This window comes from Vibrio sp. C8, assembly GCF_054051265.1.
In genome coordinates this window covers 40812-54079 of sequence record NZ_JBPAOE010000002.1, presented here as the reverse complement: position 1 = coordinate 54079, position 13268 = coordinate 40812, and the positions used below count along the sequence as shown (strand labels likewise).

Below are 13268 nucleotides of genomic sequence, written 5' to 3'. Positions count from 1 at the left end.
TCTCCATTGGTTTCGCTGTAAATTGAACGTATGATTCACCCTACTATCTACTTTGTATAAGCTTTTCAAATGAACGGAAAACACCAGCCAATCCATGGCGCTTTTTGGATGTTAACAGCGGGGTTAGCTTTTGCTGTTGTGAACAGCGTAACGCAAATTGCGACCATCAAGTTCGGACTTACTTCAACTACGGTTGCATTGATTCAGTATGCCGTCGCGATTGTGGTTATTCTGCCATATCTCAAAACGCTGGGAATTCGACGTTCTTTACGTACCCAACATTTTGGTTGGCACGTATTTCGTGTTTTCTTAGCCGTGATAGGTATTCAATTATGGTTATGGGCACTTGCCTACCCAGTGCCTATCTGGCAAGGCATTGCTTTATTGATGACTTCTCCGCTATTTGCCACTGTCGGTTCTGGCTTAATTCTGAAAGAAAAAGTGGGAATCGCTCGTTGGGGAGCTACGCTAACAGGCTTTATCGGCGCAATGATCATTCTTGAACCGTGGGCTGAAGACTTTAGCTGGGCGACACTGCTTCCTGTTGGCGCTGCGTTTTTCTGGGCATGTTATTCACTGATGGTAAAAAAACTCTCTTCGGTCGATAACCCGTCCACTATGGTTGTTTACCTGTTGCTGCTGATTACGCCCTTTAACCTGCTTTTAGCGATTCCTGAATGGCAAACACCTGTCGGCGGCACGTTATGGGTATTACTTATTGCTGCTGGCGCGATGACAGCCTTAGCTCAGTGGTCGATAGTTAAAGCGTACTCTGTAGCGGATGCTTCCTTTGTACAGCCTTTCGACCATGCAAAACTACCGCTGAATGTTCTTGCTGGTTGGATGGTTTTCGGTTGGGTTCCACCGGGTAGACTATGGCTTGGGGCAATCATTATCATCTTGTCTGTCGCCTTCATTACTCAGTGGGAAGCAAAAAAGAGCCACGTTGAAATAAAAACCGCTTGAGTTCGTTCTTATGTTGTAAGTGATCAAACGAAGGTTAACTGGGTATCTATCAGCCATGACAAAGCCAATTAAAATAACTTTATATCGATGGGCAGGCAGCTTCGGTCCATTTAAAGTGAACATTCCGTGCGGCGAATGCACACTGACAAAAGACATACTTCTCGATACGTTTATAAACGAACTCGCGGACGTTCCTGTTGAATTAGAAGTGAAAGACTGGCTAACGCATTGGTGGGAACCTTTGAAGCACGGAGCTTGGCACGCACCAATTGTTATTCTTGAAGGACAAGTAGTGAGCCAAGGAGAAGCCCTAAACAGAGGTCTGCTGGTCCAAGCTGCGATTAAAGAATGGACAAAGCGTGACTCGTTGAAGGGCAATATCGTGTTTGGTAAAGAGACCTGCCCTTACTGCGCCAAAGCAAAACAGTTGCTGGACAAATCTGGCATCAGTTACCAGTACCATGATGTGGTAAAAGACAGCGCGGCGCTGTACAGAATGATTCCCGAGGTGAAAGCCATTATCGGAGATAAAACGCCCGTGACGGTTCCGCAAATATGGATTGAGGGCAACTACATCGGTGGATGCAGCGATTTAGAAACATGGTTAGCCCAACGAGATTTGAATCAAGAAAGCCTATCGAACGGAGAAAATGTTCATCTGATTCATCAGAAAGAGATTGGTTAGCCTATCGCCAATCGAATAAGCAAAAAGCCCTGAGACTATTAACCTCAGGGCTTTTTAATTACTGAAAGATTTTCTTAACAAACATCTTTATACGCGATGATTTCTTCGCTTTAGCTTTTCCGTAAAGCGTTTCTTTCATCACTTGTTTAACAACCACGTCACCCGCCACCATATAGGCTGATGCTAATTGAAAATTAATAGCTGTCTGCGAAAACTCAGTTAGCTTCTTTTCGGCTGCTGATAGGTTTTGCCTGCTGCTTGGTAAGTATCTTTATGTTTAACATCAAAATGGATATCGAAGAACCAAGCGACAAATTTAATCACATCGTCACCTTCATTCATAATATGCTCGACAAACTCTTGCTCTTCGCCTTGTTCATCCTGCTGCAAAAAGACGTGATAGATGCGTTGTTCACCATCAACTTCTGCCAATGCAAACTGGCCCGTTAACGACTGAGCGGCTTCCGCAACCTCTTTATCTTCGCTCGCTTTTAGCAGCTCTAGAGCCTGAGGTAGGTTCTCTTTCTCACATAAGCTTTTTACCAAAGCTTCAAATTCGTTTTGCTGCATAAAATCTCTCCTCAATAAAGTACGCGGCGGATTATATACGTAAAGCGGCAGACAAAGCATCTTCCCGTACATCTTTAAAACATAGGACAAAGCATCTTCCCGTACATCTTTAAAACATAGATAGTTAAAACATAAAAAAGCCCCATCAAACGATAGGGCTCTTGAAACATTAATGATCCAACGACTAACCTTCTTGAGGAACGTCTTTGGCATTTGAAGCAAGCATGCTCTCTTTGGAGTCGAGAATTTTATCAAGCTGAGCACGTCGAGCAAGAAATACGGACATCTCTTTTTTCGGTACCGAAGTTGCCATTGGGATATTCGCTTTCATAGCATCAACCGGACGACCACGAACGATCAATTCATAGTGCAAATGCGGGCCAGTTACACGACCTGATTTACCCGATAAACCAATGCGTTGACCACGAGTTACTTTCTGCCCTTTACGCACCAGTATCTTGCTCAAATGCAAATAACGAGTGCTATAGGTGTTGTCATGCTTAATCACAACATAGTTACCCGCATACGGATGGTTACGAGTCATTATTACTTGACCATCACCCGTTGACAGAATTGGCGTACCTATCGGAGTCGCGAAATCCGTACCATTGTGCGGAGCATACTGTCCAGTAACAGGGTGATGACGATTAGGATTAAAGCCCGATGACATTCGCCAATGTGTTTTTGTCGGATAACGTTGAAAAGCACGTTGAAGACTGTTGCCATCTTTGTCGTAATACTGACCATCTTTGTATAAATACGCAGAAACTTCGCTATTGCGGCTATAAATTTTAATCGCTTGAATTTCTCGGTTACCTGTCAGTTTTTCACCGACATACTGACGAGACTGAACCACTTCAAACTGGTCACCAGCACGTAAATCTCGGCCAAAATTCACTTTATCCTTCAACAAAGCGACGATTTGATCGATCTCAGCACTGCCCAAACCAATTTTATTCGCAGACTGGGAAAAGCTACCCTGAATTTCACCGACTAGAGCAAACTCTTTCCATCGGCTAGGTAAAGTTACGTCCTTATATTCAAAACTTCCATCTTCAACACGCGAATAAACCGCTCGCTCAACCAAACTAAACTCTAACTCCATCTTAGCCAGAGTTCGTTTGTTATCGCCTGACCAGAAACGCAGTATGTTGCCAGGCTTCAGTGTATCCAGGGCCAGATAGTTTAAGTCGGTTTCCATTATCTTCATCAGCTCTTGGTAGGAAAAACCAAGCTGATTAAAGATGCTACTTAAATTATCACCGGATTTGATTACATATTCGTAATCAGGAAGTGGCAAACTCTCTTGCTTTGTCTCGCCAAAAATCGATTCTACTACGTCTGATTCTTGGATAGATAAAGCAATACGTCGCTGATTTGACTCAGGAGTTGACGATAACAAGATGGCTGCAGCAGCTACAATAGGTAACCCTAGTGCAAAGGCTTTCTTTCTTTTTGAAAGCTCTGAAAATCGCAAAATAACAGATTTTGAAAGCACAACCTTACCTGTGTAAATCATTTAAAAAGAGGCACAGATTAAGGCTTTCTTAACAAAAAGTCATTATTGAGCGAGTAAAGAATAGTAAAAAGGCACAAAAGTGCCTTTTTAGAAGTATTGTTTATAGCGCAAGTTTAGCCTTCAGTAGCCAATCAACATTACTTTTAACTATATGGTATCTAAACTAATTTATTGGTGTGTGGATACCATGCAGTTATCTTCGCCATAGCCATTGGGAATATATTGATCAGCCTGTGGATCATTCACCCAAAGTTCTTCGTCTAAAAGATAACGGAACTGGTAATTAGAATCTTTTGGTAGGCGGGTTTTAAACTTAAACACACTGGATTTTGCAACTTTCTTCATCGGCTGAGGCTGCCAATCAAGAAAATCTGCAACAATAGAGACATTCGATGCGACATCCGGAGCATCCAGCTCAAATGTCACTTCTACTTCATCTTTTGTCTTAAAGAAACGCTTATTAATCATGTCAAACTCCATTTTTTGCTCAAAAAGTGTTCTGCTAGGCAAATGATAGAAACTCAAAAATAAACTTTCAACTTCAGCCAAGAAGTTTCCTCAAACAACTGAGTATCACTAAGCCATTATGCTACTATGCACCTACCCTGCTGAAACTGCGTTCCTAATTGGATAGAGATAGCTGATATTTCTCCGATATCGAAAACAGTATAGACACAGATTCCGTTGCTGCCTCAGAAAAAGCCACATTATTTTCATGGCTTAAAAGTGTCACGGTTACGTTGCCACCATTTTGTACCAACGATTGTACATCGACACGATCCCCTAAAAGCTGGCTGCTGACCATCACCATTCGAGATCTGAGTGAGTCATATTTAAATAAGGCTAAATAGTTGAATACGCCGGAGCCCTGATTCGAAACACGAATCACCGAAAGATAACCATGTTGCTCTTCAAAGCCTTCCAACTTAAGCATTAGTTGAGTATCCAATGCGACAGAGCCACGCTCGCTTCCCGAATCATAAGTGCCGCCCACCCAGCGCTGCTGCTCATCCCAAGACTCCATAAATGCAAAGCTTGGAGTTTCAGGAACCGGAACGGTGATTGGGTTGGGTACGTCCAACCCAAAAACAGCTTGAGCGATCAGGTCTTGCTTTATTGTTGTGGTGGGAAATTTCGCCATGATTTCTTGATCAGAAAGTGAGAAGCGATAGATCCCCGCCACAACAACGATAACGAGTAAAACGATAGGAGTGAGCAAAATCAGAGGAATAGGTAAAAGGCGTTTTTTCATAATGTTTGTAGTTTGATGTTTTATAAGGCGCGAACACTATAACCCAAGCTCTCTGACATTAAGAGTATTAAGCCAATAACCTATTGGTAAAAATTCATTACGAATGCCTCACATGAGTACAACTTTTCCGCTTGAAAAGCGCTTTTTTAGCGAAATTTCGCTGCAAAAAATCTATCTGAATCCTACCTTTACAGGATATGAAATGAGCGTAGAATCAGACGCCGTTCGATTACCACACCATTGTTAAGGCTATTGATATGTTTGCCATCTATGAATCCCATAAAGCAGGTCTGCTTAAAAGTAAGCATTGGTTAAATAATTTAAGTGCGGGATTGATAGTCGGGGTGGTTGCTCTTCCTTTAGCGATGGCATTCGCGATTGCATCAGGGGTGAAACCTGAACAAGGTATTTATACCGCGATTATCGCAGGCTTAATTGTCTCTATCTTCGGCGGTTCGCGAGTTCAAATTGCAGGACCTACCGGCGCATTTATCGTTATTTTGGCGGGGATTGTTGCTCAGTATGGCGTTAGCGGCTTGCAAGTCGCGACTATGATGGCGGGTGTCATTCTGCTTGTTCTTGGTGTAACCAAACTTGGCAGTATCATTCGCTATATCCCAGATCCAGTTATCGTCGGCTTTACCAGTGGTATTGGCGTCATCATTTGGGTCGGTCAATGGCAAGATTTCTTTGGCTTGCCTCAGATCAGCGGTGCGCATTTTCATCAAAAACTGATTTCTATTTTCCATGCGTTCCCACAATTTCATTTAACAACTACCTTGTTGGCTTTATTGTCTTTGGTGTTGGTCATTGCAGCGCCTAAAATTCCAAAGTTATCACGCATTCCGGGGCCGTTACTGGCACTGGTAGTGGTCACCACATTGCAGTATGTCGTCGGCTTTGAAGGCGTGCGCACCATAGGTTCTGCTTTTGGTGGTATCCCACAAGGTTTACCAGAACTCTCTGTTCCTGATATCTCGTTTTCTCAGATTATTCAGTTGATCGGCCCTGCTTTTGCTATTGCCATGCTCGGTGCAATTGAGTCTCTACTTTCTGCGGTTGTTGCTGATGGTATGGCGGGCACTAAACACAACTCAAACCAAGAATTAGTGGGCCAAGGCATTGCCAATATCATCGCACCTATTTTTGGTGGTATTGCGGCAACAGGGGCAATTGCCCGCACCGCAACCAATATTCGCAATGGGGGTAATAGCCCACTAGCGGGTATTATTCATGCGTTAACACTGGTTGTCATTTTGCTGGTGCTAGCTCCATTAGCGGTCAATATTCCACTCGCTACACTGAGTGCAATTTTATTCGTTGTAGCTTGGAATATGAGTGAAATTCCACACTTCGTTAAGCTAGTTAAACGAGCTCCCAAGGCGGATGTGGTTATTCTGCTTATCACCTTTAGCTTGACTGTTTTTGCAGACCTTGTTGTAGCAGTAAACATTGGTGTGATTATCGCTATTCTTCACTTTGTGAAACGCATGGCTTCGAGCGTTGAAGTGAAAGCATCAACACCAGAAGAATTAACCCCTGATTTACAGCGTCATGGAAAAAGCGCATTACCGCGAGAATTGGCTATTTATGCACTTGATGGACCGTTCTTTTTTGCTGCAGCCGAAACGTTTGAGCGTGTGATGACCAGCATTCAGGAAACTCCGAAGATTCTTATCATCCGTTTAAGATGGGTACCGTTTATGGACATTACCGGACTGCAAGCTCTAGAAGAAATCATCGAGAATTTCCATCATAAAAATGTCACAGTGCTCATTTCAGGGGCGAACCCACGCGTGACACAAAAGCTAGATAGGGCGGGAATTATTCATCTTGTAGGCGAAGAGAATGTATATAAAGAATTCGATGACGCACTGCGTGTAAGCTTAAATAGCATTGATAAAAATTCATTAACAAATTCAGACCCAACCTAACGCGAAAAAGTAAACATCTCCCCTTGTCAATCCTCTAATCTCAGCTCTTGGTCTAATAACCAAGAGCTTTTCTTTATAATTCTGTAACTTATAGAAAAAGAACCTCTTTCGACCCGCATTTTGATCTACAAGTCTGTGCCCGACTTCACATTAAGCACACAAATGATTTTATACAAATCCTTCACCAGTGTAACAATAACGAAACAAATCACCATGATTTGCCATTCTCAAAGTGCAAAGGAATGAATATTTACTCCTTTTTGTTGAATAGTATTGCTTAAGCATCAAAAAATAGATATTCTCGCGCCAATGAGTAAATACGGATGTTTAGTGAATTATTATACCAAGGACATGGTTTTAATTGACTAGTAGTAACACGAGAAAAATAATGCAAGATAACGCTCAAACACTAGACACGCCAGTAGAACAGAAGTCTGCTGGAAGCTTATGGATGTTCCTGATCCCTTCTCTGATCGGGGTGTTCCTATTTATGGCACCGATCAGTTATGACGGTTCATTCACCATTCCTGTTGCTGTATTGGCTAAGTCTGTACAAGCATTGTTTGGTGACTCTTTAGTGGCAATTATTACTACTATTATTGCTTTTATGTCGGTTGCTTCTTTTGCGACGAAACTTTTCAAACCGGCATTCATTGTTGATAAACCATTTTTAAACAGTCTGTTTAACCCATCATGGTTATGGCTTGCTGTACGAGTGATTGGTGGCGCAGCAGTCATCATGACTTTCTTCAAAGTTGGTCCTGAAGCTATCTGGGAAGAAAACACGGGTGGTTTAGTTCTAGAAGGCTTATTACCAACACTATTCTCAGTATTCATTTTTGCAGGCCTGCTATTACCACTATTGCTTAACTTTGGTTTGTTAGAACTCATGGGTGCACTATTAAGTAAAATTATGCGTCCTCTGTTCAACCTACCTGGCCGCAGTGCAATCGACTGTGTAGCTTCTTGGTTAGGTGATGGCAGCGTAGGTATCCTACTGACAAGCAAGCAATATGAAGACAAATTCTACACTCAACGTGAAGCTGCCGTTGTCGGTACAACCTTCTCAGCAGTATCTATTACGTTCAGTCTAGTGGTTATTGCTCAGGTAGAACTGGAACATTTATTCCTACCATTCTACGGAGCTATCTGTTTAGCCGGTTTTGTTGCAGCGATCATTATTCCTCGTCTGCCACCACTAAGCTTGAAAAAGAATACTTTTATTGATGGTTCAAAGCCTGATGCGGATGCGGATGCAATTCCAACAGGTCACACCTCACTTTCTTGGGGTATGAAACTTGCGCTAACTAAAGCAGGCCAAGTGAACTCATTCAAGTCAGTATTCGGCGAAGGTATTCGCAATGCTGTCGACATGGTATTCGGTGTACTTCCAGTGGTTATGGGCTTAGGTACTGTTGCTTTAGTTATTGCTGAATACACCTCTGTATTCTCGATTCTAGGTCAACCATTTATTCCTTACCTAGAGCTATTAGGCGTACCTGAAGCCGTTCAAGCGTCTCAAACAATTGTGGTTGGCTTTGCAGACATGTTCATTCCTGCAATCCTTGCCGCTTCAATCGACAATGAGATGACTCGCTTTGTTATCGCAGCAATGTCTGTTACTCAGCTTATCTACATGTCTGAAGTTGGTGCGCTAATGCTAGGCAGCCGAATTCCGGTTAACTTCGTAGAACTGTTCGTTATCTTCATTTTACGTACGTTGATCACGCTACCTGTTATCGCTGGTGTTGCACATTTGATTTTCTAAGTTCAGATTCGCAAACAAAAGGCTTCACTCGGTGAAGCCTTTTTTATTGTCTTGTGCAGAAATAATATAAAACTATCTCCATATCTCCCCAGAATTTCATTCACCTCATTGCATAAAATTCCAGTTATTAGTCCTAAATAACCTAGCTTAAGTACTATAAGTCTTAATAAAAAATAGAACTGGTTAGGTATGCACCGTATAATTTCGTAGGAACATCCCAGACAGGTCGTTTTTCAGACGATTTTTGTGCAAATAGCGATCAACATATAAAAGTGAATGAATGGAATGAAACGGATTTTAACTGCCTCTCTACTCTTTATTAGTACTTTCGCGTCTGCGTATGACTTAACAATAAAACTGCCAGATCAAGCACCGATTGTCCTGTCGATGACCCAACTCGAAAGCGAGTTACCTGTTGTCAATTTTACCACTAGCACTCCTTGGGGAAACAACCCCAACGCCGAAGTCTTTACTGGTTTCACCATGATCGATTTGTTGAGCTATTTAAAAACCAAAGATGTAGCCAGTGTTTCCTTCACTGCGTTGAACGACTACTCATCAACAACTTCTATTGATGATTTGAAGCGCTATACACCAATTGTGGCTTACTCCATCAATGGCGAGCCGATGCGAGTACGCGACAAAGGCCCATTTTGGTTTATTTACGATATGTCCAAGTTTCCGCAAACTGATACGCCGGAATATCACACTCAAATGGTATGGCAAATTAAAGAGATATCCATTAAATACAAATGATTGCAGCCCCTCAAAGTAAGCAGTTACATCCTTTAATTCAACGAACAAAGACGTTGTTACTGATCGTCTCTGTTGTTTTAATGATCGCTAATCTCTATACGCTAACTTCAACCAAAGAGTTGGCTCGTTCTTACACTTATAAGCAGCATAAAGCTACTTGGTTTTTGTTCTACCTAACTAAAGAGTTTACTGAGCTGGTATCTATTATGCCTCATGCTTTAGATACACCCGAAGACCTAGAAAATGTGAAGCTAAAATATGAGCTTACATGGAGCCGTTTTGATCTGATTCTGCACAACAGCGAAGCGGATGAATTCTTGGAAATAGACGGCACACTGCACTACTTCAAAAATACTTTTGACCATTTCAAGCTACTGGAGTCCTTGTTGTTGAGCATCAACGACGAGCAGTCACTCACTAACTTCACAAGCAGAACTGAAGCTCTTTATCTGGACGTGATTCAATACATTAACGATAACTTTAAAATTCAAAGTCCTATGTATTTAGAACAGAAGGCACAAGCTGAATATGTAACCAATATTCAATATGTACTCATTCTGCTACTGTTTTTCTCCATCGGATTGGTAAGTTTTATTTGGTACAAAGAGGCTCAGTATCATCGTTTGTTAGCGTTAACGGACCCACTGACCGATATCGGCAACCGATTGTCGATGTTTCGCTCTATTTCACATCGACCTAATAGTGGTCGTTACTCTCTATTCCTATTGGATCTCAACGGTTTTAAAGCCATTAACGATGACTTTGGCCATTTGTCTGGTGATTCTGTTTTAAAACAGGTGACCAAACGCTTATCACACATTCCAACCTTTGATTATGAGCTTTTCCGTATGGGTGGTGATGAGTTTGCACTCATTATTAACAGTGTGGAACCATTGGAATTGGAAGGGATGCAAAACCTTATAGAGCAGTGTTTTGAACAGAAATTTGTGGTAGGCGATAATCAACATCGTGCTTTAAGTACCAGTATTGGCGTTAGTTCTTATCCAAACGATGCTACCGACATCAACCAGTTAATTCACATTGCAGACCAAAAAATGTATGCAATGAAGCATCAAAAAAAAGGCCCCTCATTATGAGGGGCAAGGTTACCATCGCTTTATAGTTATATAGTGTTAGCCAGCAAGTGTTGTCATTAATGACGTCTCTTTGGTGAATAAGTTGCGATTAACCGAAATCACCGTTTACATAGCCTTTTGTTCTGTCATCTTTTGGTTGACTGAAAATCACCTGTGTATCGTCATGCTCAACCAACTCTCCCATCAGGAAGAACGCTGTGCGGTCTGAAATACGACGCGCTTGCTGCATTGAGTGAGTAACGATAACGATGGTGTAGTTTTTCTTTAACTCTTCCATCAACTCTTCAATTTTATGCGTTGCGATCGGGTCAAGTGCAGACGTTGGTTCGTCCATCAGGATCACATCCGGTTCCATTGCGATGGTGCGAGCAATACATAGACGTTGCTGCTGACCGCCCGATAAACCAAACGCGTGTGACTTCAAACGATCTTTCACTTCATCCCAAAGCGCAGCGCCACGCAGTGAACGTTCTACCACTTCATCAATGTGCTTTTTATCTTTCACACCTTGAGCACGCAGGCCGTACGCTACGTTTTCGTAAATGCTCATAGGGAATGGGTTCGGCTTTTGGAAAACCATACCAACACGGATACGGATATCGGCAACATCAACGTTGCCATAAATATCCTGACCATCCATCTCTAGTTTGCCTTTGATAGTCACGCCTTCGATCAAGTCATTCATGCGGTTCAAACAGCGCAATAGCGTTGATTTACCACAACCAGATGGGCCAATCAGCGCCGTCACTTGACGAGTAGGTATTGGCAGGTTGATTGATTTTAGTGCTTGGTTTTCGCCGTAGAATAAATCCAGATTTTCAATATTAAATTTGTTCATTGTCGTGTCTCTTAAATTCTGTCAGTCGTATCGGACTAGTAAGTTGCCGTATTGAATCGCTTAGCGATTAACTTGGTAAACATGTTGATGAGCAACACAACAACAATCAGCACAGTGGCTGTTCCGTACGCTTGATTCCACTCTTCAATTGTGAATAGTTCAGTTGTCAGTTTGTATAGGTGAACCGTCAATGTTCGGCCTGAATCCAATAGAGAATCAGGAACACGAGCTACCATACCTGCGGTTAAGAACACCGGCGCTGACTCACCAATAACGCGGCCAATACTCAAAATAACAGAAGTCAGAATACCTGGAATCGCACTTGGCAAGATGAGACGCCAGATAGTGTATATTTTTGAAGCACCAAGACCATAGGAGCCTTCGCGATAGGTTTGTGGTACCGACATTAGTGCTTCTTCTGTTGTACGAATGATCACTGGCAGAATCAGGATACTGAGCGTTAATGCGCCAGAAAGAATCGAGAATCCTAAACCAAGAATCACCACAAAGAATGTCATACCAAACAGACCAAAAATGATCGATGGAATACCCGCTAGTGATTCTGTACAAAAACGAATGACTTTCACCAGTTTACTGCCCACTTTGGCATATTCAGTAAGATAGATCGCCGTCATAATACCCAAAGGTGCCGCAACCGCTATTGAAGCTATCACCATATAAATGGTTGAGATGATCATCGGGAAAATACCGTGTTCATCACCAGTACGGGTGTAGTTGTCCGTAACGAATGCCCAATCGACGTGTTTTAAACCGTTAGATAGGATGTACCAGATAATCCAGAACAGAAAACCAACCGTTAAAGCCGCAGCAAGCCAGATAAACGCTCTTAAAACATTATCTTTAAATTCTCGCGCTTGTTTTAGTTTTGCGCGATCTGCGCTTTTTTGATTTGCGAAACTCATAGTCGTTACCTCGCTTTCTCACGGTTTAGGTACAGAAGAGCAGCGTTGAGCATCATGATAAAGACAAGCAACACAACACCCGTGGCATACAGCGCGTTAGCATGAACGCCACTTGCATATGACATCTCAATTGCGATGTTTGCCGTCAGGGTACGTGCAGAATCAAGAATGCCTTCTGGCATCGCAGGTGCGTTACCCATCACCATGATGATCGCCATGGTTTCACCAAGCGCGCGACCGATACCAAGAATAACGCCAGTCATAATGCCTGAACGTGCCGCTGGAACGAGAAGCTTGAAAATGGTGTAGATGTTTGAAGCACCCAGCGCCAGAGAACCTTCTTTATATGCGCGAGGTACCGCACGGATTGACGTTTCAGATACAGTGATAACAGTTGGCAAAATCATCACACCAAGAACAATAATCCCTGCGAGAATAGTGTTACCTGCAGGCACTTGGAAAATGTTCTGAATTAAAGGAACAATGATCACTAGGCCGAAGAAGCCATAAACAACCGAAGGGATACCCGCCAACAATTCAACCGCTGGGCGAATGATGTCCGCAACACTTTTAGGTGCAATCTCTGCGATAAAAATGGCAGTCAGTACACCGATAGGAACACCAACAATTACCGCTCCAAAAGTAGAAACAACAGATGCCACAATCATGGTAGCCACACCGTATAACGCCGGCGGTAACCAGTCTTGTCCAAGAACGATGCCAGAAACGCCAACTTCTTGGAATGCAGGAATACTCTCTTTTACGATAAAGTAGGCAATAACAGCTAGAGAAACGATACCAATAACGGCACTCGTCAAAAACAAACCGTGGAAGAAACGTTCCCTCCAATCTACGCGCTTCTGTGCACGCAGTTTACGCTTTGCTTGCGTCTTTTCGATATCCATAAGCTTGTCACTATTTGCGATGGTCATAGATGTTCTCAATCTCACCTACCGAACA

13 protein-coding genes are annotated in these 13268 nt (G+C 42.6%); 6 read left to right on the top strand and 7 right to left on the bottom strand.

Going from position 1 to position 13268, the window contains the following annotated elements:
- Positions 1 to 69 precede the first annotated feature (69 nt).
- Entirely contained in the window at positions 70 to 966 is an 897-nt protein-coding gene (locus ACRQQK_RS01110; RefSeq protein WP_102953684.1) for a DMT family transporter, read from the top strand.
- 55 nt (positions 967 to 1021) lie between these two features.
- The gene (locus tag ACRQQK_RS01105; protein ID WP_457509566.1) at positions 1022 to 1651 is read left to right on the top strand and encodes a glutaredoxin domain-containing protein; all 630 of its coding nucleotides are present in this window, start codon (positions 1022 to 1024) and stop codon (positions 1649 to 1651) included.
- Positions 1652 to 1870: 219 nt separating this feature from the next.
- Here ACRQQK_RS01105 and ACRQQK_RS01100 read toward each other — a convergent pair whose 3' ends face one another.
- The 4 genes from ACRQQK_RS01100 to ACRQQK_RS01085 all read right to left on the bottom strand — a co-directional run bounded on the left by ACRQQK_RS01100 (position 1871) and on the right by ACRQQK_RS01085 (position 4992).
- Positions 1871 to 2221: a hypothetical protein gene (locus tag ACRQQK_RS01100; RefSeq protein WP_042485511.1), complete on the bottom strand. Its 351-nt coding sequence runs from the start codon at positions 2219 to 2221 to the stop codon at positions 1871 to 1873.
- 184 nt (positions 2222 to 2405) lie between these two features.
- Entirely contained in the window at positions 2406 to 3719 is a 1314-nt protein-coding gene (locus ACRQQK_RS01095) for a peptidoglycan DD-metalloendopeptidase family protein (protein ID WP_457509564.1), read from the bottom strand.
- A gap of 189 nt (positions 3720 to 3908) precedes the next feature.
- Positions 3909 to 4208, bottom strand: a complete 300-nt coding sequence (locus ACRQQK_RS01090) for an isoamylase early set domain-containing protein (RefSeq protein ID WP_102953713.1) — start codon at positions 4206 to 4208, stop codon at positions 3909 to 3911.
- A gap of 154 nt (positions 4209 to 4362) precedes the next feature.
- Positions 4363 to 4992: a hypothetical protein gene (locus ACRQQK_RS01085; RefSeq protein WP_457509562.1), complete on the bottom strand. Its 630-nt coding sequence runs from the start codon at positions 4990 to 4992 to the stop codon at positions 4363 to 4365.
- A 257-nt stretch (positions 4993 to 5249) separates the two neighbouring features.
- Here ACRQQK_RS01085 and ACRQQK_RS01080 point away from each other — a divergent pair, with 257 nt between their 5' ends.
- The 4 genes from ACRQQK_RS01080 (at position 5250) to ACRQQK_RS01065 (ending at position 10547) form a co-directional block, all read left to right on the top strand.
- Positions 5250 to 6926 carry a SulP family inorganic anion transporter gene (locus tag ACRQQK_RS01080; RefSeq protein WP_457509560.1) on the top strand — a complete coding sequence of 559 codons (1677 nt, stop codon included), beginning with the start codon at positions 5250 to 5252 and terminating at the stop codon, positions 6924 to 6926.
- A gap of 388 nt (positions 6927 to 7314) precedes the next feature.
- Complete coding sequence (locus tag ACRQQK_RS01075) at positions 7315 to 8694, top strand: YjiH family protein (protein ID WP_457509558.1); 1380 nt, start codon at positions 7315 to 7317, stop codon at positions 8692 to 8694.
- 285 nt (positions 8695 to 8979) lie between these two features.
- On the top strand, positions 8980 to 9450 hold the full coding sequence (locus ACRQQK_RS01070) for a molybdopterin-dependent oxidoreductase (RefSeq protein WP_457509556.1): 471 nt from the start codon (positions 8980 to 8982) through the stop codon (positions 9448 to 9450).
- Positions 9447 to 10547 (top strand): GGDEF domain-containing protein, encoded by a 1101-nt coding sequence (locus ACRQQK_RS01065; RefSeq protein ID WP_457509554.1) that lies wholly within the window; start codon positions 9447 to 9449, stop codon positions 10545 to 10547. The genes ACRQQK_RS01070 and ACRQQK_RS01065 overlap by 4 nt, the downstream gene beginning before the upstream one ends.
- Before the next feature lie 88 nt (positions 10548 to 10635).
- Here the strand turns inward: ACRQQK_RS01065 and pstB are convergent, their stop codons facing one another.
- From pstB to pstC, 3 genes are read right to left on the bottom strand one after another with little or no spacing between them, the layout of a single operon-like run.
- The gene (gene pstB / locus ACRQQK_RS01060; protein ID WP_042485491.1) at positions 10636 to 11385 is read right to left on the bottom strand and encodes a phosphate ABC transporter ATP-binding protein PstB; all 750 of its coding nucleotides are present in this window, start codon (positions 11383 to 11385) and stop codon (positions 10636 to 10638) included.
- A gap of 35 nt (positions 11386 to 11420) precedes the next feature.
- Positions 11421 to 12308 (bottom strand): phosphate ABC transporter permease PstA, encoded by an 888-nt coding sequence (gene pstA, locus ACRQQK_RS01055; RefSeq protein ID WP_457509551.1) that lies wholly within the window; start codon positions 12306 to 12308, stop codon positions 11421 to 11423.
- Between the two features lie 5 nt (positions 12309 to 12313).
- Complete coding sequence (pstC, locus tag ACRQQK_RS01050) at positions 12314 to 13240, bottom strand: phosphate ABC transporter permease subunit PstC (RefSeq protein ID WP_457509549.1); 927 nt, start codon at positions 13238 to 13240, stop codon at positions 12314 to 12316.
- Positions 13241 to 13268: the final 28 nt, after the last annotated feature.

Excerpts from the sequence above, each read along its gene's own strand:
- ACRQQK_RS01110 (WP_102953684.1), top strand. The coding sequence starts at position 70 with ATGAACGGAAAACACCAGCCAATCCATGGCGCTTTTTGGATGTTAACA.
- ACRQQK_RS01105 (WP_457509566.1), top strand. The coding sequence starts at position 1,022 with ATGACAAAGCCAATTAAAATAACTTTATATCGATGGGCAGGCAGCTTC.
- ACRQQK_RS01100 (WP_042485511.1), bottom strand. The coding sequence starts at position 2,221 with ATGCAGCAAAACGAATTTGAAGCTTTGGTAAAAAGCTTATGTGAGAAA.
- ACRQQK_RS01090 (WP_102953713.1), bottom strand. The coding sequence starts at position 4,208 with ATGATTAATAAGCGTTTCTTTAAGACAAAAGATGAAGTAGAAGTGACA.
- ACRQQK_RS01085 (WP_457509562.1), bottom strand. The coding sequence starts at position 4,992 with ATGAAAAAACGCCTTTTACCTATTCCTCTGATTTTGCTCACTCCTATC.
- ACRQQK_RS01080 (WP_457509560.1), top strand. The coding sequence starts at position 5,250 with ATGTTTGCCATCTATGAATCCCATAAAGCAGGTCTGCTTAAAAGTAAG.
- ACRQQK_RS01075 (WP_457509558.1), top strand. The coding sequence starts at position 7,315 with ATGCAAGATAACGCTCAAACACTAGACACGCCAGTAGAACAGAAGTCT.
- ACRQQK_RS01070 (WP_457509556.1), top strand. The coding sequence starts at position 8,980 with ATGAAACGGATTTTAACTGCCTCTCTACTCTTTATTAGTACTTTCGCG.
- ACRQQK_RS01065 (WP_457509554.1), top strand. The coding sequence starts at position 9,447 with ATGATTGCAGCCCCTCAAAGTAAGCAGTTACATCCTTTAATTCAACGA.
- pstB (WP_042485491.1), bottom strand. The coding sequence starts at position 11,385 with ATGAACAAATTTAATATTGAAAATCTGGATTTATTCTACGGCGAAAAC.
- pstA (WP_457509551.1), bottom strand. The coding sequence starts at position 12,308 with ATGAGTTTCGCAAATCAAAAAAGCGCAGATCGCGCAAAACTAAAACAA.
- pstC (WP_457509549.1), bottom strand. The coding sequence starts at position 13,240 with ATGACCATCGCAAATAGTGACAAGCTTATGGATATCGAAAAGACGCAA.